We start from the raw sequence: 24,869 nt of genomic DNA, 5'->3' as shown, positions 1-24,869 counted from the left end.
TTTATTCCACTCACACTGAAATTATTATTTCAACATCTATAAAATTCACCCGAGTAAATTACTAAACCCTTATTTAAAGCTGGTTGTATGCATTTGCAATCAAAGTACAACGCTATAAAAAGTATTTTCAAATAATAACAATAAAGGATTTAACTAGAAGATCTATACCATTTTTCAATCACTTTCAAAAAAATAAAGCTATCTTTTCTTATTAAAAAAGATAGCTTTATTTGTATAGACGACTGATCTACGCCCTATTGTTTCGCGCCTTTCAACGACTCTCTCAGGACAAATTTTTGTAATTTTCCACTCGCATTACGAGGCAGTTCATCTACAAATAAATAATGACGTGGACGTTTATAATCTGCTAACTCATCACTTTCTTTACAATATATTTCCAAATCTTCTTCTGTAATCGCTTCATCTTTCTTTACAACGACAGCCACAACACGTTCTCCCCATAATTCATCTGGCTCACCAAGCACCGCAACATCTAATACACCAGGATGACTATGAAGGAAATCTTCAATTTCACGTGGATAAATATTAACGCCTCCGCTAATTACCATATCATCCACACGATCTGCGACGAATAAATAGCCATCTTTATCGAAATAACCTAAATCACCAGAGTGATACCATCCTTTATACATCGATTTTGCATTCGCTTCTTCTCGGTTATGATAACCAGCCATCATAGTTGGGCCGCGCAAAATAATCTCTCCTACTTCATAAGGAGGTAATATATCATCCGGTTCTGCCGGTGCATCATCGTTTGGTTTTACAATGCGGATTTCATGGCTAAAGCATGGTGTTCCTGCTGAACCTGCTTTCGTAATTTGATCTTCTTCTACAAGAAACGCTACAACTGGCCCCATTTCTGTCATTCCGTAAATTTGTACAAGATCAATATAAAGACGTTCTTTACATTCCTTCACTAGCGCTGGAGCCATTGCCGCTCCTCCATATATACCAATCTTCATCGATGTTAAATCGTACTGTGTTAAATCTTTTTGCAGTAACATATTCCACATCGTCGGTGCTGCAAAAAACGTCGTAATCTTCTCTTCTTGAATCGTATGTAATACTCTATCCGTATCAAAATGATGTAAAATAACATTCTTTCCGCCAACTTGAATGCGCGGGATAATTCCAGCATTTAACTCACCACAATGATATAAAGGTGCTACAACAAGTCCGGCACTATCTCTATTATATTTTAGGAAATACGTACAAATCATACTATGCTCAGCCATTTCACGATGGCGATGTAGTACGCCTTTCGGATGACCTGTCGTACCACTCGTATATAACATAGAACAATAATCCATTTCACCGACTTCAATATCTACTTTTTCAGCTGGTGCTTCATTTACTTTTTCATGGTAAGAACTCGCATAGGAAGGTGTATCGTCTTCTACATACCAAAAAGACGAATTTGGAAAATCTCGTTCAATAATAGCAACAGTTGATTCAACTGCTTTTTCAAAAACTACTACTTTCGAGGCTGCATCTTGGAGGATATACGATAATTCTTTTGCTTTTAAACGGAAGTTAATCGGGTTAAAGATTGCCCCAATTTTCGCACAAGCTAAGTAAACGTTTACAAATTCACGGCAATTATATAAGTAAACAGATACAGTATCTCCCTTTCTTACCCCTTCTTTCAACAAAGCTTGCGCCGTTTTATTTATTTGCTCATCCCACTGTTTATATGTCCAGCGAATATTTTTTTCCGGCTCTACTAACGCCTCTTTATTCGGATACTTACCAACAGCTAAATCAAATATTCTCCCTATCGTCATGTACATGCCAACAATTTCCCCCTTTTCTCTTTCATAAATCTATCATTTCGTCCATAAGTAGACATTGTCCTCTAATGATTTGACTAATTTTTCTGATTATTATCGACATAGTTTTACAAACGGTTCCGCTTTTCGATAAATGAAATTATATCGGCAATTTTCAAAATATATTGACCACAACTCAATTTATATCAGCGATTTTTCGAATATATCGACTTACCGACAAAAACTGACAATATAAAGAAAAACTTTAATCAACCTACAAGTAGGGAAATAAAAAAGAGGCTATTCCACATCGGAACAACCTCTTTCTTCTTATACAAATAGCTCTTCTAAAATTTTCAGTTTATCTTCTGTATATTTTACGAAGCCATCGTTATATGATTTTGGATCTTTCGGATTTGCGAAGTGCGTAATTGCACCTGTCTTCGGATGAACAAATTTACTTGATGCACCACAGCCAAGTCCGATAATTGATTGAACTTCTTCCATAATAACAATGTTATAAATGCTTTCTTGCGTCGGCATTGCATAACCAACGTTCTCTAAGTTACCTAAAATATTCTTTTGACGATATAGGTAATATGGTACGTAATTATGCTTTTGCGTCCACTCTTCTGCTTCGTGCATCATCGCTGTAATTTCTTCGCGACCTGCAACTTTATATTTACGTTTGTTTTGCGTCATTTCAGAAGCACGTTTAAATGATAACGTATGAACTGTTAACGATTCTGGCATTAACTTTTCTGTTTCATCTAACGTATGCTTGAAGATATCTAGCCCTTCACCAGGAAGACCAATAATTAAGTCCATATTAATATTGTTCATTCCCATTTCACGAGCTAAGTGATACTTCTCAATTGTTTCTTCTACAGTATGGTGACGCCCAATTGCTTTTAATGTCTCTTGATGGTATGACTGCGGATTAATACTAATACGGTCAATATTCCATTTATTTAACACTTCTAGCTTAGCTGGTGTAATTGTATCTGGGCGACCTGCCTCAACTGTTACTTCACGCACATTTTTCACATCTGGGAACGCTTCATACATTTCTTCATACAGCATATCCATCTCTTCTGCTGTAATACTTGTCGGTGTACCACCGCCGTAATAAATCGTCGTAACTGTTACACCTTTTTCTTTTAAAAACTTACCAATTTCACGAACTTCATAATGTAAACCACCTAAGAACGAATCAACAGAGCCTTGGCGTCCGTTAATTGCATAAGCCGGGAATGTACAATATGCACATTTTGTTGGGCAGAATGGGATACCGATATAAATACTTACTTCTTCTTTCAAACGGTATAAATCCGGAACTACCGCTAATTGGCAATCCACAATACGCTGAAGAAGTTCAATTTTCTCTTCATGAATTAAATAGCTTTCACGAAGTTCTTGGTGTGCTTCTTCTTTTGACATACCATTTTGAAGCATTTTATGAAGAAGTTTTGTCGGACGAACCCCCGTTAAAATGCCCCAGCTTTGTTCAAGACCAGTTAACTGCTGAAGAACAGAAAGATATACATAAGAAACAACGTGCTTCACTTGCTTCATACGCTCTTTTTCATCTGTGAAAGCAGATAAATCTTTTGCGAATGTTTCTTCATACACATTTCCAGTAGCAACATCTGTTAAACGAGCTGATGCTTTCACATTCTCTTCAATGTGTATATCAACGATAAGATTTGCTTCCTCTTGTTCAAATCCAATCGTACTCTCTTCAAAAAATAAGCCGCCAATATTTTGCAGCGGACGTAAAAAACGATCATCTTGTAACGTTTTAATTGAAATTAACAACATTATCACCTTTTCATTTGCAAACTCTCTTTAGTTTACTTGAAGGGCGTTTGTAGGTCAATACAGAAGGTTTTACCTTATTTCTATATCCTATTTAAAACAAACTGAATATTGGTTTTTCACGAACTTTCCCTATTTATATAGACATTAGAATATACTCTTGTTACAATCTAGAACGTAATTAGTACTTGCTACTAATTTAAATACATTTAAAGGAGGACTGTTAACACGACATAGATACTATAACGTGTTAAAAAACAACTATGAAAAAAAGGTTTTGCAACATTTTAGCACTATCTTTAGCATTACAAACATTTATAGCACCTACCCATTCATTCGCAGAAAATATAGAGAGAACTGCGGAATTGTCTATTGATGAACAAGCTTTAAAAAGCATTGAAGAACATGCAAAACAGCATAGACATGACGAAGAAAGTGACCTTGAAATCTCGGGTGAATACCTTCTCCACTTATCAACAAAACTTCCACTATACGATTCAAACGACTTAAAAACCAAAACAAATATTGAAATTGCTGAACCAGTAGTAAAAGCAACGAAGAAAAAAGGGAATGCATATTACGTGCAAACTACACTTGGTTCTGGTTGGGTTAATACGGAAAATAATAATTTAGAAGTACAAGAGATTCATAAACTCTCGGATCAAAAATTAATTGTAACAGAAGAAACATCAGAGTATTCATTCCCTTTCCAATCGTTTAAAGAAGAAACGACATTACACCCACAAACAGTAGCTCCTACTGAACAAGCTGGGAATTGGTTTAAAATTCAAATGAATGGAACTGAAAAATGGATTTATGCACCTTCAGCTACATTTGAAGGTACGAAAGCATCATTATTTGAAAAAACAGGGTCTATCGAAAAGAGAAGCGCAACTTTCTTCAAAACACCATCTAATTTGCCTACAAATAACGTTTATGGTGTTACATTTAAAGAAATGATTGTTCCAAAAGGAAATGAAAACATTCGTCCTGGCTACGCAATGGAACCGAAATACATTACAATTCATGAAACTGCTAATACAAGTAAGGGTGCTAACGCGTTAAATCATGCGAAGTACCTAGATAGCCAAGCACGTGGGCAGACTGATCGTTCAGCATCTTGGCATTTTACTGTCGATGATAAAGAAATTTATCAACATCTTCCATTAAATGAAGTTGGTTGGCATGCTGGAAATAAGACAGGAAACTATGAATCTATCGGAATTGAAATTGCTGTGAATAGTGATGGAGATTATACGAAAGCGGTAGAAAATGCCCGCAAATTAGCTGCTTATTTAATGAACGAATTAAACATATCTCTAGATCACGTTCAAAAGCATCAATTTTGGAGCGGAAAAAACTGCCCTGCATTTATGATTCAACGCGGGCAATGGGATGCTTTCTTAAAAGGCACGAACACTTACTATAATGAACATCGTAAAGATGTTATTCCGCCGACAGAAGTCCCTCATGAAAAAGACGACATTACAGGTGGATGGTATGAACAAGATATTCGTCAGTTAGCAGCTAGGAAAATCATGTTCGGTGATGGAAATGGTTCTTACTGGCCAAACCGCCTCGTAACACGAGCTGAATTTGCAAATTTAATGTCAAGAGCTTTAAATTTACCTGCTGGAAACGCTAAATTTACAGACTTACACGAAGCACATCCATCTTTAGTAGACGGAATTAATCGTGCCGCTAGCGCAGGTATCATTAGTGGCCGCGGGAATAATAAATTTGATCCAACCGCTACAATAAAGCGTGATGAAGCTGTTATTATGATTGACCGTGCATTAGCATATAACTCAATTTATAGAAAAGAAATGAAATTGCCATTCATTGACCAAGATTTAGCATACGATAAGAAGGCATTACAAAATGTTTACGCATACGGAATCGTAAAAGGGAACGAACGGAATGAATTCGTACCAAAAGGCACAGCAACACGTGCTGAATCAGCCGCATTTTTAAATCGAATGCTTAAGGTTATTGAAGCTTAAACATAAAAAAACGTAGCGTTTTCGCTACGTTTTTCTTTCATCGTTTCGGTGTATTTTTATGATTCTTCAAAAATGGAAGCGGGAATTGCTTACGGAAATGTTCTTTAATCATATACTCTACACCGTTCTCACTATTTGAACGTGTAATCCAGTCGGCTGCTTGCTTTAATTCTACAGGCGAGTTCCCCATCGCTACCCCGAGTCCTACATTTTCAATTACTTCTAGATCTTCTAAACTATCTCCAATCGCAACCATTTCGTTTAGCGAAATATTTAAATGCTCTCCAAGCAATTGTAATCCACGTAATTTTGATACATTTTGCGGCAAGATTTCTATTCGTTTTGAATCACAATCAACATACTCTATATCTTGAAATGCTTTTCGTAATGTATTTAACCCTCGTTCTTTTTCACCTTTACTTTGGAAAATAACATCAATTTTTGGTGCCGCTACTGGATGATCACGAAGCGCATCACCTAACGAGTCTACAAATTGAACTGGATAAAATAACGGATCTGCGCTTGATAATACAGTACGCGCAATTAAGTTTGGTGTATTTCTCTCACGATTTCCGATTGAAAACCGTTCATGAGAAATGCGTACGTTACAATCAAAGTGCTCTAACACTTGCACAATGTTAAACGTCTTCTCTTCCGATAATCTCCTTTGAACATACGGCTTATCTATCGTTGCTGAAACGAAAGCACCGCCGTGTGTCACTAATATAGAATCTAATTTTAGTGCCTTTGCAACTTTATGAGCGGACTGAAAATTACGGCTCGTAAACAATGTAACGTATACATCTTTTCTTTTCACAAATTCAATTGTTTCTCGTAATCCTTTTGCAATTTTTCCGTTGTTGTATAGTAGTGTCCCATCTATATTAAGAGCTAGTAAGCGATAAATCATGTCGCACTCCCCCTCTTCGCTGTTGTACTCTATCCATAATTTATGAAATAAATGTAGCAAATAGAACGAGTTAGAATTACTACTGAAAATTTGGTTTACTATATACATATACACTCAGCAAAGGAGATAGTACAATGCAAGCACCTCCTTCCTTTTATGAAGGCGATACGTTAGAAGTCGCAAAGAAATTACTCGGACAAAAACTTGTACATATTGTAGATGGAATAAAACGAAGCGGAATCATTGTAGAAGTAGAAGGATATAAAGGTCCCGATGATAAGGCCGCACATAGTTACGGCGGCAGACGAACGGACCGTACAGAAGTTATGTTTGGCGCACCGGGTCATGCTTACGTATATTTAATTTATGGTATGTATCATTGTTTTAACGTCATTACAGCACCAGTTGGTACCCCACAAGGCGTTCTCATTCGAGCCCTGGAACCAGTAGACGGAATAGAAGAAATAAAATTAGCGCGCTACAACAAAACCGACATTACAAAAGCGCAGTACAAAAATTTAACGAACGGGCCTGGCAAACTATGCCGTGCACTCGGAATTACTTTAGAAGAACGAGGCGTATCATTACAAAGTGACAAATTACATATTGAACTCGTCCCAGAAGAAGAACACATTTCATCACAATATAAAATAACAGCAGGACCTCGCATTAACATCGACTATGCAGAAGAAGCTGTACATTATCCGTGGCGTTTTTATTATGAGGGACATCCGTTTGTTTCAAAGAAATAAACATATCAACGATTTTTCGAATATATCAACGATTCGACAAGGAATATCGACTTACCGACAAATAATGACACTACAAATAAAAGAAGACTGTTCCACAATGGAACAGTCTCTCCCTTTTACTCTGCACCTTCCGCAGTCGCAATATTATCCTCTAAGTTTTCTCTTGATAATTCAGCCGTCATAAAGTCAGCTGTTTCTGGAAGTGCTAAATGCATATGAGCTTTTTGACAAATTTGGATCGTACAGTTTTCAACAACATAGTCGAAAACATGTCCGCCCCCGCTTCTTTCATCATCAATATAATGCAAGTGGAAACCAGCTACACCAATACCTTGCGCGTAATCTGGTGTCCAAAATCCAGCAAGCGTACCTTCTGTATGTTTAAATGAAAAGATCGGTTGTGATTTCGTCACCTCAACGAGCGGTGTATACGGTTTTTCTTGTCTTGGAACAGTTCTCGTTCTTACTTCACGGAACGTACCGTCCATTCGAATCGCATAAAATAAGTTTTTACTTGGCATTAATTCATGTAATAATGCCTCAACTTCTTCACGATTCATTGGACGCTCTACCGTATAACTCATTTCTTTTTCAAAAAACGTTACAGTCGCAAACGGTGTTGTTTCTTCCGGTTCTACTTGTTCTGCTGAACCGTCTGAACGTAAATGATAAAATTCGTTATCAAATGCGATCATTTCACCATCTAATTGATCGAATGTGCCGATGCCGAAATCACCACGTTCTTTCAATTCCTCAAAGCTAATTACACCATCATATATACCATCTAATAGTGCAAGCATTGTAGATGTTTGATATACTTCATTACTCGTTTTCGTTCTTTTTGCATCAATATCAATGAATTGTGCAACAGTCATCTCAACCACGCCTCCATTAGTTTAATTGGTTTGGTAATAATTTTTCGCTTAATTTAATGTTGTCACGGTAATCGATTGGAATATCAATAATGACTGGTCCGTCTGCTGCTAGTGCTTCTTTTAATACACCTTCTAATTCATCTGGAGTATGAACGCGAAGACCTTTCGCACCGAAGCTTTCCGCATATTTTACAATATCAACATCACCGAACTCTGTAGCGGATGTTCTGCCGTATTTCATCATTTGTTGGAACGCAACCATATCATACGTACCGTCTCTCCATACAAGATGTACGATTGGAGCATTTAAGCGTACTGCTGTTTCTAACTCCATCGCTGAGAATAAGAAACCACCGTCACCTGATACGGAAACTACTTTTTTACCTGGTTCTACTAAAGTAGCAGCGATTGCCCAAGGAAGAGCAACACCTAACGTTTGCATACCGTTACTAAATAATAATCTACGTGGTTCATAAGAACGGAAACATCTTGCCATCCAAATGTAATGGGAACCGATGTCGCACGTAACAGTTGTATCGTCATCAATTAAAGAACGAAGTGTACGAATAACTTGAAGCGGATGTGTAACACCTTCTGAAGCACGGTTTGGAACCTCTGCTTGTTCTGATAATTTCGCGCGTAATCGTTCTAATACTGCTTCTGATTTCGTCGATAATACTAGTTTCGGTAATTTCTCCGCGATGCTATTTACTGTTAGGGCAATATCACCAATTAATTCACGCTCTGGTTGGTAATCATGGTCGATATCTGCTTGATGATCATCAAGATGAATAATCGTTCTGTCCCCAAGTTTATTCCAGAATTTCGGATCATACTCAATTGGGTCATACCCGATCGAAATAACAAGATCTGCCTCTTCTAGTAAAATATCACCTGGCTGGTTACGGAATAATCCAACGCGGCCGAAGAAATGATCTTCTAACTCACGTGAAATTGCACCAGCTGCTTGATATGTTTCAACGACAGGAAGTTCTGTATCCGCAATTAATTCACGAACGGCTTTCGTCACTTCATTTGTGCTCGCTCTCATACCAAGTAAAATAACCGGTAATTTTGCTGCTTTTATTTTTTCTACTACGTATGTAATATCATGTGTGGGAGCGATTCCAAGCTGTGGCTTAGAAAGTGCACCGATAGATCCTACAGTCGTTTCCGCAGTCATAACGTCTTGCGGAAGACTTACTAAAGTAGCTCCTGGATTTGTGGAAGTCGCACTTCGGAATGCATTTGATAGTGCTTCTGGCACATTATCAGGATGCTCTACTTCTACGCTATATTTTGTGATTGGTTCGAATAGTGCAGCATTATCCATAGATTGATGCGTACGTTTTAATCGATCCGTACGTGGAACTGCACCAGCTAAAGCAACAACGGGATCACTCTCCGCATTCGCAGTAACAAGACCTGTCGCTAAATTCGATGTCCCTGGTCCTGAAGTTACAAGACATACGCCCGGTTTCCCTGTTAATCTACCAATAGCAGCTGCCATGAATGCTGCGTTTTGTTCATGACGACAAACAATTAACTCTGGTCCTCTTTCTTGCAGTACATCAAATACAGAGTCAATCTTCGCTCCTGGAATACCGAAAACATGTGTAACACCTTGTTTAATTAAACAATCAACAACAAGATCTGCTCCTTTTGTTTTTGTCTTCACGTCGTTTGCTTTTACACCCGTACTCAAACTAATCATCCCTTTATTTCATAATGTGTGTAATAAAGATTTTTAATTTCACCTAGTTAATTAATGTGGTGAAGTATTACTTATCATTATATTACAAATGCATTATTTTTCCAACGATATGAATTTGACAGTTTTTTGACAACCATTAAAGAATCCGCTTACAACCCTTTATTTATCCTAAAATAATATTTTTATATTTCATCTAAAAAAGCACGAAAAACTTTCATCTCATCACAGTATTAAAAACTTCACAGTACCTTGCAAAGAACACTACTAAATGATATATTTGTAAATATTGGAATACCCAGCAATTGGAATGTGTTTTGTAATTCATCATTTTATAAAGGAAAGTGATTGTTATGAACAAAAGTGAATTTTTGGAACAACTTAGTTCTTCCCTGCGGAATATGCCTAATGTAGAAAAGAAAGATATTATTTCGGAGTATGAAACTCATTTTATCAGTGGTAAACAAGATGGGAAATGTGAAAAAGAAATTGCTAGAAAACTAGGAAACCCTAAAACGATCGCGAAAGAACTTACTGTTTCCTATGCAATAAGCAATGCTGACAATAAACGAAGCTTTAAAAATATAATAACCGCACTATTTTCTGTTATGAGCTTAAATGTTTTAAACTTTACCTTTATCATTATCGCCTTTTTCGTATTACTCTTTTTATTACCGATCCTTCTAGCACTTATCATTGCTACTCCCTTATTAATTATTTCACCTATTTTATTAATAGGATTAGGATTTTTCAAAGGGTTTCATCAAATTAGTTATTCCGATGTTTATAATGTGTTCATCGCTTTTTGCAGCGGTTTACTCATATCCGTCATATCTTATCAAATGGTCAAACATCTATACGCACTTTTAGTAAAGTATTTGAAATGGAATATAGCTATTTTACAAAGACACTAATAAATGTAAAAGGAGATTCATATGAAAAAGTATATTTTATATCCACTCATGCTACTTACTCTTTTATTTCTATCAGCTTGTTCAAACAGTGCACAACCTAAGGAAGAAAACGATGTGCAATCTATTAAAGATGTAACGATAAAAATTCCAGAAACTATATTCACTTCCTCAAAGAAAAATGAAACGATTAATGAAAACGAAATGAAACAAAATATAAAAACGTATTTAGATTATAGCGGAGAGTTAGACAAAAACATTGTTCCACTTTCGTCAACTATGTCTGACGAAGAAGTCACGGAATCCGATCGGGAGAAATTAAAACAACTAGTAGATTTAGCGCAACAAAACGATGCGAATTTCCATGATTTTATTAGTAACAATACGATCCCTGATGATTACAAACAGCCTTCGAAGGAAATTCATGATTACATTTCATCGTCTACGGCACTTTCAGTAGAACTCGAGCAAGAATTAGACAAACTCGCTCAAGACGGTAACTTATTCAAGACTGATTTTTCTTTTACAAAACGCTTTGAGAAAGTGAATGGTAGGAAGCAAAAAGAAATTGAAAAGTTTTTGAAGGAGAAGAATATTGAGACTGAGTATTTCAAGAAATAATTAAAAATACAATTATTAAGACATAAAAAAAAGGACCTTCATAAAGAGGGTCCCCCAGAATTAACAACAAATAACAAAGGACAATAAAAATCTCTATATTGACAAGATATAGGATTTTTATTATTGGAGTAACTCATCACTAAGAATTACCCGTAACTTTTCTAACGATAATTAAAACGAAAAAAATAACTATCTTGCTCATTGTAACTAAAAATAGTTGACTGTCTTTCGAAACATTCTACCTATTAGCACTACCTTGATATATATCTAAAATGACTTAATAACTTAATAAAAGGCACTATATTAAGTTACCAGCCCTCGCGAGTTTTGTTTTGCCTTTAGTTAAACTATAATACATTATCCTATTTATTTCACCGAACGATTCTCTCGCGCGAACGCACTTTTTCTTTCGGTCATTCACAACCACTTCGCTTACAACAATAGAAGTTGCAAAACTTTAAATAAATTGTTAAAAGCCTCCTTACATGTAAGGAGGCTTTTAACAATTAAATAATAATGGGGTAAGGGTAAAGCTTCACGCTATTTAATATTAATAAAATAGGTACACAGAAAAGCGCTAACTAAAACTATGTGCTGTAAAGTAATAATTGAGAACTAATACATCAAATAGCGTGAGACAGCCTAAATAAATACTTAACTACAAACAAAAGTTAAATTATTTATTTCCCTGTAAGTATAGTATAAATAATAATTTTACTATTTTCACCGAAAAACCTTATCGTTTAAACGCAAATTTACTGCGCAAAATGTCTAACAGTACATAAACAAAAACACTGTCTTTAAGTAACAGTGTTTTTGTTTATTCTCCAACCTTATTCATTCTCATTCTCTTTTTTCTTTGAACGTCTTCCTAATAAAAATACTAAAACTAACAATGCGATAAGTAGTAGAACTCCACCTATAATATAGTACAAGGTATAATCCTTTTTCGCTTCTACCGCTGTATCATTTAACTTCTGTGCTTCTTTTCCTTCAATCGTAAACTTTTTCGTCCATTCCCATTTTTGATCTCCATCAGTTGCTTTCATCTCTAGGCGATATGTTCCTGGCTCTAACGCTTTATTATCCCAGCTAATTGCGTAATCAAAATTAGAGTTCGGTGCCATACGTAAATTTTCTTTCTTTGTTTCATGGAGAACATCTTTACCTTTTTCTGTATACACTTTCGCATCTACGCTTAAGTTCTTTAACATCGCTGGTTTTATATTTTGTAAATTTGCTGTCACTACATTACGCGCATTCACTTGCCCTGGTTTTACTTCATTTAGTTTCATATCTGGTTTTACTTGGGCGTCCGTTTCTCTTAATACCACACCAATTGCATATGCATATTTATTTTCAATCTGCACTTCTTTTGCGCTTCTCTTTTCTTTATCATTTTCTTTCTCTTTAAAATAAAGTCCACCTAAAATGACTCCATCGAAACTTTCATTTGGCATTTCAATATTTATATCTAATGTAATTGTACTTTTGGCAGGAATTTTTGTTTCTTTTTGCACTTTAGCAATTTTAGAAAATGGGATTTTAAGAGTAGAATCAAGTTGAGGATCCATCACGCTATAATCAGTAATTCCATTACTATTTGTAATAGCTGTATTTGCATGTGTTTCTACGACAACCTCTTTATCCGTATCATTCTTCATTTGCACTTGAAGTGTTTGTTTTTGTCCTGGTTCCATTTTTAAATCAAAATAGGTTTGATTTTTATCAACTTGATTTTCTGGAATTACTGCATTTACAGCAAATTTCATCTCTGCCGCGTTTGCTGTAAGGCTAAAAATATTTAAAAGAAAAACAATAGCTACTAAGCTACTTACTATTTTTTTTATAAGTTTCATACTAAATTCCCTTCATATTCATCATTTTAATAGACAAACGAAAGAGATAAAGGTAGTAAATCTACCTTTATCTCTTTCTTAAAATTTTCCAAGTGAACCAAAATTACATTGGAGCGTCTTTTAATTCCCAAGTTAGAGAAGTTGTGTACTGTGCTTGTTCTTTCTTAGTCTTACCCGGTACACTTAGCTCTACACTCTTCTTCGCATCTTCTACTGATTTACCAAATGTATTTACCCATGTACCCATACCTTGGTCTTCTTGAGCCGTTAAAACATCAGATGCTTGTCCTGGAACTAATGCTATATCTTGTGCAGCTGTTGGAGCATCACTACCTGCAGCTGAATTCGGAGTTCCATTTTTTAATGTTAATGCAGCACCTGTTAATTCTTTATTATCAGTTGTTTTAAACTGATCATTTTGTGTTACTGATAATTTCCACCCTGCATTTGTACCACGGTTATCTGTTACTTGTACGTAGTTTGGTACTTCTGTTTTATCTGATGCACCTTTTTCTGTTACTGAATCCAAGCTAGCGTAGTAAACTTCGTTGTTACCAGACGCTTTATGTGTTTCAAATTGGAAGTTTGATGCATAATCAATACTTAATGGACCAGCTGTTCCTGGCTCATGTGGATCTTTCGGATCGTTTGGATCTTTCGTTTCTACTTCAATATTTGGGTCTAATGGACTAACTGGTTTTACTATGTCAGTGTTTTTCTCAAATTGAATAAATGCTTTTGAATTCATTGTTCCACCATCTGCTGCTAACGCTGATGTTCCTCCAGCTAATACTGAAAGTGATACTGCTCCTGCTAATGCTACTTTTGTTAATTTCATGTGTTTATCTCCTTTTATCTAGGGTTATTTATTATTTATTGTGGTGTATCTTCTAAAGTCCAAGTTAATGATGTTTGGTATTTTGCATCTTTTACTTTTGAAGTTGAACCTGGTACTGCTAAAGTAATGCTTTCTGCACCTTCCTTAGCATCTTTACCGTAAGTAGTTACCCATGTACCCATACCTTTACCAGTATTGGCAATAGCTACTTCTTGTGTATCTCCATTTGGGTTTAATGCTACAGTTTTTACTTCTGGAGCATGTTCCTGACTAATTGTAGAGTTTGCAACTGGATTACTTAAATTCAGCTCAGCACCTGTTAATTCAGATTCACCAGCTTTAAATTGACCATTTTGTTTTACTGTCAATTTCCACCCTTTGTTTGTTCCACGGTTGTCTGTAACTTGCACATAATTTGGTACCTCAGTTGATTCAGATGCACCTACAGCCTTTACTGTATCTAATTTCGCTTTATATACTTGATCATTACCAGACATTACTTGCTCACCGAAGTGGAAGTTTGATACATAATCAATACTTAACGGACCTTTTGTTCCTGGCTCATGTGGATCGTTTGGATCGTTTGGATCTTTCGTTTCTACTTCGATTGTTGGATCAAGTGGGTTAATTGGTTTTGTAATCTCTTTGCTTTCTGTAAATGAAACATCAGTAATTGAATTCATTGTTGCAGCCTCTTCTGCGAATGCTGGTGCTCCTGCTGCTAATACTGTTGAAAATGATACTGCTCCTGCTAATGCTAATTTTGTTAATTTCATAACTTGCCTCCACTTTTATAATTTTATCTATTGAAATAAAAACTTTCGTTTCTATTTTTCCTATTTTCACTTCTAGATAACGTGAGCAGTAGAGCAAAAGCTACTACTATACTACTTACACCTAAATATTGAAACAGATTAGAAGAATACCCGCCTGTTTTGGGCAATTTCTTCTTTTTCATCCGGTCATCAGATATATCAACAACTACAGTCGTTCCATCTGGTATGATTGAATCGGTAATCGTAACAGGAGTATAACTGTTTGAAAAAGTAATTCCTGCTTTTGAATTCATGCTATCCGCGGCTACTTTTTCGTAGCAGGAGAACATTGAAACAAGCATACCTATCAACATCATTGTGAACATACATTTTTTGGCCATTACATTCTCCTCCTTTTAAAATATATATCTTACATATCATTTGTTAGATATACGATTTTAAATCGGAGCGTCTGTTAAGGTCCACTCTAATTCACCATGATATTTCGTCTTCACTTTCACGTTTGGACCTGGAGCTACTTTTAATCGAATTCCTTCAGATTCTTTCCACTCAAGAGATACATTGTCATTATTGTTAGATGTTTGACCATGCGCTAAATAGTTTTGTTCATTTAACACCGTGTCAATTCCATTTTTACTATAGACAATCGCATCTTGTAATACATCATTTTCCGTAGAAGTTAATGGTGTTACTTGTTTCACATAAACTTGCCATTCATTCTTATCTTTTCGTTTATCCGAAACAGTAATTTTCCCTTTCATATCACTACGGTTAAAGACTTTTTCTTTCGATTGGATTGTTACCTCTCCAAATGAGATATTTTGCGGCACACTTACCAATTCAAGATTACCGCCACTTACACTGACTTTAATGGTCTTCTCTACATCTTTAACCTTCAATGTAACGGAATAATCTCCAATTTGATTTGTAAGACCACCCTTATCTAGAATCTGCACTTGGCTTGTTATATCTGCTCCGCCTGGTATTCCCCAAGCCTTCACTTTTGCCTCTTTCAAAACTAAGTTTCGTAGCGCTGCATCATCAGTAGGTACTTCCTCTGCGATTACTTCGAAATCTTTTGCTTGTAAAGCAGCTTCTTTTCCAACTACCGCTTCGCCATCCGTTACGAAAACAGGCACAATAACTCGTGTGCTGTTTTTAGCAGCATCTGTTATTGTAATTTCCGCCTCAACATATCCAAGTTCTGAAACATCTGGCTTTTTCGTCACTTTATAAGAAATATTGCCATCGGAAACTCCAGCATTATCCTGTACATTTGTTACATAATCTTTTGGATTATTCGATAACGACTCTCCTAAGATTACCACTTGTGTAACTGGATCAGCTGTTGGGGGTAATGTATCGATAACTGTTACGGTATCTGACTTTTCACTTATGTTTTCAGCCGCATCTGTAGCCGTTACATAATATTTTGTCCCTGGCGTTAATGGTTTCTTATCTTCTGGTATTATAAAGGTATATGTTCCTTTCTCATCTGCCTTCACAGTACCAATAACAGCATCACCTTCTGTGCTATAAACCGTAACTGTCGAGTTCGCTTCAGCTTTCCCCTTAATTGTCACAGATACATCTTGAACCTGATCTTCAATTGTCGGTTTATCTGGAGCTGTTTCGTCTTTTACTACAGTTGCTGCTTCCGCAAATTTACCATTTAAATAGGCGTATGCCTTCACCGTATTACCCGCCGTTAAATACTTTCCTTTAGGAAGTTTCACGGTGTATTTCCCCGTTGCATCAGCCTGGGCATGATAATTCTCTTTATCATTGACATCTGGAGAAGATACTTCTCCTTTTGGAAGCGCAGGATCTCCTGATAACCTTACCCATGCACCAGGATTTGTAATACCAGTAATGGTATTACTATTTTCTTTGTTTTTATTATCCGTTAATGCATCGATTGAAACCCCTACATCTGGAATATATTCAAACAGGACTCTTTTAAAATTTTGTGTTCGGAAATTCGTCCGGAAATCATTTTGAACTTCATCAGTTAAAGAATTCCCTTTGGCTTCCTTCACATCTCCGCCTGAATATTGGACTTTCATTCCATACATTGGGTTCCACACATAGTTTGGCTTTGTTGCTATATTACTTTCATCATCTTGCAAAATAGACTCATTCCATGCCTTTACACGTTGTACATCAACATCAAGTAAACCATTAGACATATAGATTAAACGACTGCGTTTGTCTGAATTATCTAACGTCAAATTTACCCTTTCTGCATTAGCGAATTGGAACTTTGCTGATGAACCAATTTGAATGAGATATTTATACCCTGTACCATCAGAGTACACATCAAAAGTTGATTTTTTTCCGATAATGAAAGAACTACGATCCCCCGCATACACAATTGGCACAGTAGAATTTTGTGTATTTTCCGAACGAACTGTCAATTTTGCACTGTCCGCAACTTCAAGACTTGCATCATTCCCTAGGTAAATTGCACTATATGGACCATAATAGTTAGTCAATTTACCTTTTGTATGAATGTTCAGTTCTGCATTACGGAAAACTTTTATCTTACTATTGCGCCCTCTTGCGTTTATGCCACCTTTGTTACTGTCAGGAGTAGTATAAATATTAACCTTTGCTCCATCGCGTACAATGAAATCACCTTCAGTTACAATGGCAGCTCTCGGATCCTCACCACCGGTACCACCTGCAGTAATATCAATAACAGCATTTTTACCGACATCTACCGTTCCACCATTTTTCAGACCAAATACAGCAGCATTCAATGTTGTTCCTGTATAATGGGTCCCCTCAAGGAACCTTACATTTGTCGCTTCAATATTTTGCTGAATGTATCCATTTTGCGTCTTTATTACACTTCCATCGATAGAAGTATACTCAGTAACGGTTTTAGCTTTAATTTCCCCAGCAAATTCTACATCTGCTTCATAAGAGGCTGTGATTTGTGCTCCTTCATAATCAATATTTTCATATTTAATAACTCCAGCACTTACATCACCGTCCATCCTTACAAAACCATAATAGTTTCCGCCCAGGACTCTAGCATTTTTAAAGGTAAGATTCATTTTTTCATTATTTGTAGCTCTAAAGAGTGCAGTATGCCCACGGAAGTCAATAGTATGATTATTTCCTTCAATTGTTAAATTTGGTCTAGATTTATATCGCGAACCTAGATTAAATCCAGATTGATAAATGATAAAACTTTCTGTTATATTGATTTTGGAAATATCCGGATTCTCTAAAGCATCCTTAAATGTTTTTTCATCGTGAGCATCTACTTCTCCATTTACCGCAGCTTGCTCAACTTTTTCATTATCCTGCTGGGGTGTCACAATTTCTGCATCCACTTTGGTTACATCAGGTGTTTCTTTTGATATTTCTTCTACTTGTTTCGGTTCTTCTTCCTTAACAATGTCCGATTCATCTATTGTTGCTTCAGCTGGCGTTTCCTTTAATACTTCCTCTGCCTGTTTCGGATTTTCTTCCTGAGTGGCGTTTGGTACATCTACTGGCACTTCAGCTGAGATTTCTTTTGGTAGCTCTTGTGATGCTATGACTTCAGCCTTCTGAATGGCGTCGCTTTTATCCTCTTGCACATTTAGAACTTGTGTCTTTACCTTCACTTCATTGTTTTCGCGTTGCACTTTCGCTGTAAATGTATAATTTCCAGCTTGCTCTGCTTTAACAGCTAAAAACACTTCTCCTAAAACGTTACTTTGTGACTTTCGTTCAATTTGAATAACTGATTGATCAGTCATACGAATCGTTCCAATTGCCGTATTTTTTTCATTCAGCTTCATTGTCGCTTCTTCATTAAAACTCATACCTTTAGGTAACGTTACTTCAAAATTTTGATCATATTGATTCGTATCTTTTAATTGAAGAGTAATTTCTTCAGCTACTTTCGCCGTATCTTTGTCAGCTTTTATAATAAAATCCGACATTTGATTATCTGTAATTGCATAAGCAGTTGTTGAAAAAGCGCCCAAAGTACTGACTTGAGTAAATAGGATTCCACCCGCTAAACAAATTTTACCTAGCCTCTTTGTTTGTTTCCTCAATTTGCTCCCCCCTTCTTTCTTACTTATAAGGTATTTAAATTCCCACTGGTTAACTATTACGATATTCCTTATCTTTAACTTCTCGTATCATTCTATTATCGATAACTTCATGTACGAAACATAAAAAAAATCGCTTATCCCACTCACATTTAAAATACCTTCTTAAAAATCAACGTGAAGTGAAATCTACCGCTTCCCTATTACGTTGACCTATTATTAGATTAACGATTTTTTCCAAAAGTTAAAACGAAGAATCAACGCGCGCTCGCGCAAAACGGATTGCGTCCGAACGAAAAAAAGACATCCCTCTAAAATTATTATGAAGGATATCTTTTTTCTTTAAATTCAACTATTCAATTTTCTACTTTATAAATCAAGCGACGGAATCAACCACAATTCTTTCGCTTTCTGCACTGCTTCCATTCGAGAAGAAACTTTTAATTTATGGAATATATCCGTTAGCTTATACTCAACAGAACGCTGACTTAAATTTAAAATTTCAGCAAGCTCTTTATTCGTCTTTCCTTTACTAACTTCTAATAAAATCCTTTTTTCATCTTCATTTAAAGACACTTTACTCATTACTTCTCCATCTGTATTTGTTATATTCGAAACCGTTTCTTGTATTCTTAACTGCTGAACAAGTTGATAGGATAAAACAACTTCCTTTTTAATCGCATGACGAATCGAATTAATTACTTGTTCTTCAGATGAAGTTTTACTTAATACCCCCAAAACACCACTTTCTATAAGTAAATTATAATGTGAAAATATATCAAACCCTGTGAAGATAAGAATGGCTGCCTCTGGGTGTATATTTAAAATTTTCTTAGTTAGGTCTAATCCGTTTATATTAGGCATTTGTAAATCAATTAAATGCACATCGTATTTTTTATCTGTAAGTACTTTTTCTACCTCTGTACTATCATGTACTACATCTACACTCATATCATCATATTTTTCAATTAACGCTTTCGTTCCTAAACCTACTGCAACATGATCATCTACTACAAGCACCGAAATCATACTATCACCCTTTCAACATTTTTTATATAGTCATCATAACATCCGATGACTATATAAAAATAATTCTTCGTATTCACCCTAGAACTTAATAATTATTTGCAAACCATGATTAGGTTTTGATTCAATAGATATATCTCCATTAAGACTTTGAATTCTAGTTATAACTCCTAACAACCCTAATGTGTTATATGAATGGTTTACTTCATTAAATTCGGCTCCAATTCCATTATCCACATAAGTTAAATAAAGATTTTCATCTTTTTCAAATAGCCTTATCGTTACATTTGATGCTTTTGAGTGTTTCATCGCGTTATTTAATAGCTCTTGTATAATGCGATAAATTGCTTGTTCATGTTCAACACTAGGTGCAACAATTCGTTCAGGAATGTCATAATAAAAGAAAAATGTCGCTTTTAAATTAATCTGCTTAAACAAATTAAGCAGCGCTTGTTTTAAACCTAACTCATATAGAAATGGTGGTCTCAAATTATTACATGTTTCTCGAATTGTATAAATATGATCCAATAGTTCATCTTCAATTTCATTCAATATTTTTTTCATTTCCTCATCTTGTACACGAGCGCTATAATCTTCAAATTTTCGAGACAAACGTATTTGATCTTGTAAAACTCCATCATGTATATCACTCGCAAGATTCGTTCTCTCTTTTTCAGATAGTTTGAACATAAGCCTTGTCAACCACATCGGTGGTTGTTCGAAATCATGTACTTCTTGTAATTGTTTTAGTAAATCTTCAATTTGATTAGAGCATTCCAATAATAAATCTGTATAGTTACATAACGTTTCGATCCAAACCATGTCATCTACATTTAGATTATCTTTTCCATTATGATTACATACTAAAATAATCATTTTTTCTCCCGAAGTTGAAAGAACAAAACCATAATGCTTATCTAGTTCCATGATAGAACCAACTTTATATGTATCCAATTGGTGATCAAATACCGTTTCTAATATCCTTTGTGGAACATATTCACTCTCCAAAACATGAATAGAATGTTTTCGTTTATTTATTTCTACACAGCATGTCTCTTCAATTTTTAACATATCGGATATTTCTCTTCTTAAGCTATAAATAAGATTAGACAATTTGTATTCATTTTTCGCTTGGTGTAAAAAACGATGCAAACTGAATTGATAATTTTTTTGATGATGGTATAAACTTTTTCTTAACTTAAAATCTATATAATCTTTAATGTATAAAAAACAAATACAAACTATAATAGAAATTATTCTAAATTTTATCCACTTTAACAAATGCTCATTACTGTCTTCAAAAATAACCATACCCAGTACTGCACAGAACACATTAACACCTACCGCTAACACAATATAATACGGTAGTCGCTGAATAATAAATTTAAAATTAAATAAGTTTCCTGCGATTACTAAATAAAAAATACAAACCGGAACAAATAAGAAAAATATCCCTGTTGTTTCACTACTTATAAACTCTTCTCCATAAAATACGTTTGGAACTAAATATAAACATACAAATGGAAGCGCCGAAACTAAAAAACTAATAATAATCATTTTTAAATATTTAAAATAACTACTATTCCCACTTCTAAAATAAAACCTTACTAAAAGATATACTGTAAACAAAAATAGTAGCATACTCAGAGTAATTGTAACCAAACTAGCCCATGCATTATATTTTTTAAACACAAAAATACTTAATATAATAAGAAACGCTGATATAACATTTAAAATTTGTAATTGTTTCGGTGACAAAAATTTGATTTGATTATTTGAAAAATATAATTTCATAAATCGAATAAAGAAAGTAAATGAACATACTAGCGAAATTGAGACCACAATGAAAGATAAAGTATCTTTTCTTTGAACAGCTATAATACTAATAAAACTAATTCCAAGTGAAATTAAAAAATACACTAAATCATTTGTACTACGATTCATTTCAGGAACAAATATTAAAAGATATAATGCCATTAGAAAACATATTATATAAAATCCAACAGGAATAATAAGGTGATAAAACACTTGTTTACTATAAGGTGGATATTCTACCTCAAACTCTTTTATTTCCCCGTTCCTATTTAATGTTATTTTTTTCACCTGTTCAATTGAGTGATACGATGAAACTGTAAAGTGCTTCGATGCTGGTTCTCCATCAATTTTTTCTATAATATCTCCTAGTTGAAAATCTCGTTTTCCTGCCCAACTATATTTCTTCAGGTCATATATAACATATTGGTTAGAAGTATACTTTACAGATATTCCTGTTTCAGGGTACTCTTTTATTAAATAAGCGAAATAGCTACTAACTACAAGCGAAAGTAATAAAATCAAAAACTGCAACTTAGATTTCCAAATTCTTGCTATCATTATATAACTCCTTTCTATAAATAAAATTCCTCTCCAATTCCCCCATGGATATTTTTCAAACTAAAAAACATTATTGCATGCTTCTCAATGCTGATAAAACTAAACAACTTACAACATTAAAGGTAATTCCGAATTTCACCAAAATAAATAGATAAACTCTACTTCTCAAAAGAAGTAGAGTCCCATAAAAATAGCTATTTGCGTTCATTAGATTAAGAAGAGAATTATAACATAAAATAAAAATAATTTGTAACCAATTCTACACTTAATATATTATCACTCTCGTATCACTAGATTGATGGGTTAAATAAAATTCATTATTCTTCTTATAAATCTCAATACCTTTTGTAAGTATCTTTACATTATTTATAAAAATAGTAGAGTCATTTACCCAAATATTTTCAACCAATTGCGATCCTTGATAAAAAAATTCGGTTTCTATCATCATATGAAGTATATGTTTCGCTAATATTTCCGTTCTAAAACTATTTAAATCTATAAGGGTTCCCATCTATTCTAGCCTCTTTCATTTATTTTTCTCCATCGTGTCGTTAGTACAAACATTATATGTAAGGCGCGCAATTATTTCACCGAATAACTTACGCGCCCTCACGAAAGAGATAAATGATTACCGCAAGAAAACGCCTTTAATATTCTTGCTATATAAATCTTAACCCTTACAGCTTTTATTAACCTAGGTGAATTTCCTTAGACAAATTTTAATTATATTCATATGAATCCCCTTACTTTTTAAAAATTATAATTTTATTCATTCAATATTAGCAATAACGAAAGATCCCTCACCGCAATATTAATGCGCGCAAACGAAAATATAAAATATTTAAGTAGCGGCATCAGTTCCATAAGCAACAAAAAAACGCTCCCATAAAAGGAGCGTCTTCCACTATTACGCTTGTTGTTGCGCGTTATATAAATCTTCAAGTGGCTTCATGATAATTTTGTTAACGTCAGTGATAACGATGTTTAGGCGTTGTTCAGTTTCCATTAACTTTGTAATTTTAGCATCTTGTTGAATGCGAGCTACAACTTCTTGTGCTTTTTGGTTATCTTCTTCAGTGATTTCTTGACCTTGCATCATTTTTTGTTGTAGGCCAAGTTGCATTGTGCGAAACTCATCGAATAAGTTCTTTGACGCTTCGTCACCTTGTACTGCTGCGTAGCTCTCTTTTAATGTTTGGAAATCTTCGTTTTCAGCGATTGCTTTTTGTAATTCATATGCAACATCATGAATGTTTTTTGTCATTTTATTTTTCCTCCTTTAGAAGGCTAGCGCTTTTCGCTCACACTGCCTTTTAAGTGCATTTACATACGCACCTCTTCTTACCATATCAAACTATGCAAGAGATGTGAAGAAATTTCACTTTTATTTCTATGTACTTATCTTTACTACCTAAGGAACAACAGTAATACCCCTTGTATGAGTCCAATCATCCCGCCTAATAAGGCACCTAAATACGTAATCATTTTCAGCTCATTTTTTGTAATGGACAGCACTAAATCTTCTAGTCTTTCCGTTGAAAATGTAGATACTTCTTGCTGGACAATTTCCGCAAGGTGGAGATTGTTTAATATACTCGCTACGTTTTCTGTTCCCCACTTCAAGCCTTTCGTTACAGCACTTGGGACTAGCTTTTCCTTGATTGTTTCTCGAACTGGCTCACATACTTGCTGCACAGATTGGTTTAAAAATTTACTCACTGTTTCCTCAACTTTAACTGCTGACAATATGGAGCTTACAATCATTTCTTTTTCTACAAACGTTTCTAATTCTTTTACATCTCTTCCTTTTAACTTTTCCCACTCTTTTTGCAGTACATCAGTTAAAAGCTGCTTTGTGCCATCTTGCCCTAAAAACTTAATAACTTCTGGTTGCACACGATCCACTACACTTACATTCCCTAAAAACATTCCGACTAAGTTAAGTAGCGTTCCCCTGGAAGCAAAGAAATCATCAATCATTTTTGAAAGACGCGCTTTCCCCTCTTCACTTTCAAAAAACTGAATGCCTCGCTCTAAGATAAACGCCGAAACATTTTGGATCGTATTTTTTATTTTTTCATGAACAGAATGAGGTAAAGCCTGTTCCCATGTATATGTATAGTACTCTTCTAAAAATGCCTCTATTTTTTCTGTAATCACACGTTCAATTTTCCCGGTTGCTTCTTTTTCTACATGCGCTACATTCCATTTTTCTAACATATGTCGCAGTGATTGTTCATTCTTAATTACTTTATTCACTTCTACTTGCGTCCATTGGATTAAACTTTTTTGAAACTCTTCATTTGTTAGCTTCTTTCCGATTCCTTCTGGCGTTAACAAATGCTCAACAACCATTTTTCCTAATTGAACAGCAAGCTCATCGCGGCGCTTCGGAATTAATCCTGGTGTAAATGGCAATTGAAACTTTCCAATATAAATAGGACGATGAGGACGAAATAACATTTTTATCGCTAAATGATTTGTGAATCCTCCAATAATTGCTCCGAGCCCTGTCGTCGTTAACATACTTAACCATATATTCATTGCAATC

At 35.0% G+C, this 24,869-nt stretch carries 18 protein-coding genes; 4 read left to right on the top strand and 14 right to left on the bottom strand.

Going from position 1 to position 24,869, the window contains the following annotated elements:
* Positions 1-254: 254 nt before the first annotated feature.
* Positions 255-1,811 carry a fatty acid--CoA ligase gene (locus tag ACTFOB_RS07515; protein WP_440028534.1) on the bottom strand — a complete coding sequence of 519 codons (1,557 nt, stop codon included), beginning with the start codon at positions 1,809-1,811 and terminating at the stop codon, positions 255-257.
* A gap of 309 nt (positions 1,812-2,120) precedes the next feature.
* Entirely contained in the window at positions 2,121-3,611 is a 1,491-nt protein-coding gene (locus ACTFOB_RS07510) for a coproporphyrinogen III oxidase (protein WP_047956430.1), read from the bottom strand.
* Positions 3,612-3,871: 260 nt separating this feature from the next.
* Here ACTFOB_RS07510 and ACTFOB_RS07505 point away from each other — a divergent pair, with 260 nt between their 5' ends.
* Positions 3,872-5,611, top strand: a complete 1,740-nt coding sequence (locus tag ACTFOB_RS07505) for an N-acetylmuramoyl-L-alanine amidase (protein WP_440028530.1) — start codon at positions 3,872-3,874, stop codon at positions 5,609-5,611.
* A 37-nt stretch (positions 5,612-5,648) separates the two neighbouring features.
* Here the strand turns inward: ACTFOB_RS07505 and ACTFOB_RS07500 are convergent, their stop codons facing one another.
* The gene (locus tag ACTFOB_RS07500) at positions 5,649-6,521 is read right to left on the bottom strand and encodes a Cof-type HAD-IIB family hydrolase (protein ID WP_151631526.1); all 873 of its coding nucleotides are present in this window, start codon (positions 6,519-6,521) and stop codon (positions 5,649-5,651) included.
* Between the two features lie 134 nt (positions 6,522-6,655).
* Between ACTFOB_RS07500 and ACTFOB_RS07495 the strand changes: the two genes are divergently transcribed.
* Positions 6,656-7,273, top strand: coding sequence for a DNA-3-methyladenine glycosylase (locus ACTFOB_RS07495; RefSeq protein WP_440028527.1), 618 nt, complete (start codon positions 6,656-6,658; stop codon positions 7,271-7,273).
* 116 nt (positions 7,274-7,389) lie between these two features.
* On the opposite strand, the gene alsD is transcribed toward ACTFOB_RS07495, so the two are convergent.
* Positions 7,390-8,148: an alpha-acetolactate decarboxylase gene (gene alsD, locus ACTFOB_RS07490; RefSeq protein ID WP_440028525.1), complete on the bottom strand. Its 759-nt coding sequence runs from the start codon at positions 8,146-8,148 to the stop codon at positions 7,390-7,392.
* Positions 8,149-8,164: 16 nt separating this feature from the next.
* Complete coding sequence (gene alsS, locus ACTFOB_RS07485) at positions 8,165-9,853, bottom strand: acetolactate synthase AlsS (RefSeq protein WP_440028522.1); 1,689 nt, start codon at positions 9,851-9,853, stop codon at positions 8,165-8,167.
* Positions 9,854-10,212: 359 nt separating this feature from the next.
* On the opposite strand from alsS, the gene ACTFOB_RS07480 reads away from it, so the two are divergent.
* The gene (locus ACTFOB_RS07480; protein WP_440028520.1) at positions 10,213-10,773 is read left to right on the top strand and encodes an HAAS signaling domain-containing protein; all 561 of its coding nucleotides are present in this window, start codon (positions 10,213-10,215) and stop codon (positions 10,771-10,773) included.
* 21 nt (positions 10,774-10,794) lie between these two features.
* Positions 10,795-11,391, top strand: a complete 597-nt coding sequence (locus tag ACTFOB_RS07475; RefSeq protein WP_440028517.1) for an NDxxF motif lipoprotein — start codon at positions 10,795-10,797, stop codon at positions 11,389-11,391.
* Positions 11,392-12,224: 833 nt separating this feature from the next.
* On the opposite strand, the gene ACTFOB_RS07470 is transcribed toward ACTFOB_RS07475, so the two are convergent.
* From ACTFOB_RS07470 to ACTFOB_RS07430, 9 genes are all read right to left on the bottom strand, one after another.
* On the bottom strand, positions 12,225-13,250 hold the full coding sequence (locus ACTFOB_RS07470) for a DUF916 and DUF3324 domain-containing protein (RefSeq protein WP_440028514.1): 1,026 nt from the start codon (positions 13,248-13,250) through the stop codon (positions 12,225-12,227).
* Between the two features lie 103 nt (positions 13,251-13,353).
* Positions 13,354-14,088 carry a WxL domain-containing protein gene (locus ACTFOB_RS07465; protein WP_440028511.1) on the bottom strand — a complete coding sequence of 245 codons (735 nt, stop codon included), beginning with the start codon at positions 14,086-14,088 and terminating at the stop codon, positions 13,354-13,356.
* Positions 14,089-14,123: 35 nt separating this feature from the next.
* Positions 14,124-14,864 (bottom strand): WxL domain-containing protein, encoded by a 741-nt coding sequence (locus ACTFOB_RS07460; RefSeq protein ID WP_440028508.1) that lies wholly within the window; start codon positions 14,862-14,864, stop codon positions 14,124-14,126.
* A gap of 23 nt (positions 14,865-14,887) precedes the next feature.
* Complete coding sequence (locus ACTFOB_RS07455; RefSeq protein ID WP_440028505.1) at positions 14,888-15,244, bottom strand: LPXTG cell wall anchor domain-containing protein; 357 nt, start codon at positions 15,242-15,244, stop codon at positions 14,888-14,890.
* Positions 15,245-15,301: 57 nt separating this feature from the next.
* Positions 15,302-18,922 carry a pectate lyase-like adhesive domain-containing protein gene (locus tag ACTFOB_RS07450; protein WP_440028503.1) on the bottom strand — a complete coding sequence of 1,207 codons (3,621 nt, stop codon included), beginning with the start codon at positions 18,920-18,922 and terminating at the stop codon, positions 15,302-15,304.
* Positions 18,923-19,288: 366 nt separating this feature from the next.
* Positions 19,289-19,948: a response regulator gene (locus ACTFOB_RS07445; protein WP_440028500.1), complete on the bottom strand. Its 660-nt coding sequence runs from the start codon at positions 19,946-19,948 to the stop codon at positions 19,289-19,291.
* Positions 19,949-20,026: 78 nt separating this feature from the next.
* Complete coding sequence (locus ACTFOB_RS07440; protein ID WP_440028497.1) at positions 20,027-22,318, bottom strand: ATP-binding protein; 2,292 nt, start codon at positions 22,316-22,318, stop codon at positions 20,027-20,029.
* A 907-nt stretch (positions 22,319-23,225) separates the two neighbouring features.
* Positions 23,226-23,582: a YlbF/YmcA family competence regulator gene (locus ACTFOB_RS07435; RefSeq protein ID WP_151631532.1), complete on the bottom strand. Its 357-nt coding sequence runs from the start codon at positions 23,580-23,582 to the stop codon at positions 23,226-23,228.
* A 143-nt stretch (positions 23,583-23,725) separates the two neighbouring features.
* Positions 23,726-24,862 carry a DUF445 domain-containing protein gene (locus ACTFOB_RS07430; protein ID WP_440028496.1) on the bottom strand — a complete coding sequence of 379 codons (1,137 nt, stop codon included), beginning with the start codon at positions 24,860-24,862 and terminating at the stop codon, positions 23,726-23,728.
* Between the last annotated feature and the right edge of the window lie 7 nt (positions 24,863-24,869).

The organism is Bacillus cereus group sp. MYBK79-1, from assembly GCF_051915365.1.
Taxonomy (GTDB): Bacteria; Bacillota; Bacilli; order Bacillales; family Bacillaceae_G; genus Bacillus_A.
The sequence above is the reverse complement of the archived record's forward strand: the minus strand, read 5'-3'. Positions and strand labels throughout refer to the sequence as shown.

Bases quoted from the DNA above. Each gene is read 5' to 3' on its own strand.
- ACTFOB_RS07515 (WP_440028534.1), bottom strand. From the start codon at position 1,811: ATGTACATGACGATAGGGAGAATATTTGATTTAGCTGTTGGTAAGTAT.
- ACTFOB_RS07510 (WP_047956430.1), bottom strand. From the start codon at position 3,611: ATGTTGTTAATTTCAATTAAAACGTTACAAGATGATCGTTTTTTACGT.
- ACTFOB_RS07505 (WP_440028530.1), top strand. From the start codon at position 3,872: ATGAAAAAAAGGTTTTGCAACATTTTAGCACTATCTTTAGCATTACAA.
- ACTFOB_RS07500 (WP_151631526.1), bottom strand. From the start codon at position 6,521: ATGATTTATCGCTTACTAGCTCTTAATATAGATGGGACACTACTATAC.
- ACTFOB_RS07495 (WP_440028527.1), top strand. From the start codon at position 6,656: ATGCAAGCACCTCCTTCCTTTTATGAAGGCGATACGTTAGAAGTCGCA.
- alsD (WP_440028525.1), bottom strand. From the start codon at position 8,148: ATGACTGTTGCACAATTCATTGATATTGATGCAAAAAGAACGAAAACG.
- ACTFOB_RS07480 (WP_440028520.1), top strand. From the start codon at position 10,213: ATGAACAAAAGTGAATTTTTGGAACAACTTAGTTCTTCCCTGCGGAAT.
- ACTFOB_RS07475 (WP_440028517.1), top strand. From the start codon at position 10,795: ATGAAAAAGTATATTTTATATCCACTCATGCTACTTACTCTTTTATTT.
- ACTFOB_RS07470 (WP_440028514.1), bottom strand. From the start codon at position 13,250: ATGAAACTTATAAAAAAAATAGTAAGTAGCTTAGTAGCTATTGTTTTT.
- ACTFOB_RS07465 (WP_440028511.1), bottom strand. From the start codon at position 14,088: ATGAAATTAACAAAAGTAGCATTAGCAGGAGCAGTATCACTTTCAGTA.
- ACTFOB_RS07460 (WP_440028508.1), bottom strand. From the start codon at position 14,864: ATGAAATTAACAAAATTAGCATTAGCAGGAGCAGTATCATTTTCAACA.
- ACTFOB_RS07455 (WP_440028505.1), bottom strand. From the start codon at position 15,244: ATGGCCAAAAAATGTATGTTCACAATGATGTTGATAGGTATGCTTGTT.
- ACTFOB_RS07445 (WP_440028500.1), bottom strand. From the start codon at position 19,948: ATGATTTCGGTGCTTGTAGTAGATGATCATGTTGCAGTAGGTTTAGGA.
- ACTFOB_RS07440 (WP_440028497.1), bottom strand. From the start codon at position 22,318: ATGATAGCAAGAATTTGGAAATCTAAGTTGCAGTTTTTGATTTTATTA.
- ACTFOB_RS07435 (WP_151631532.1), bottom strand. From the start codon at position 23,582: ATGACAAAAAACATTCATGATGTTGCATATGAATTACAAAAAGCAATC.
- ACTFOB_RS07430 (WP_440028496.1), bottom strand. From the start codon at position 24,862: ATGAATATATGGTTAAGTATGTTAACGACGACAGGGCTCGGAGCAATT.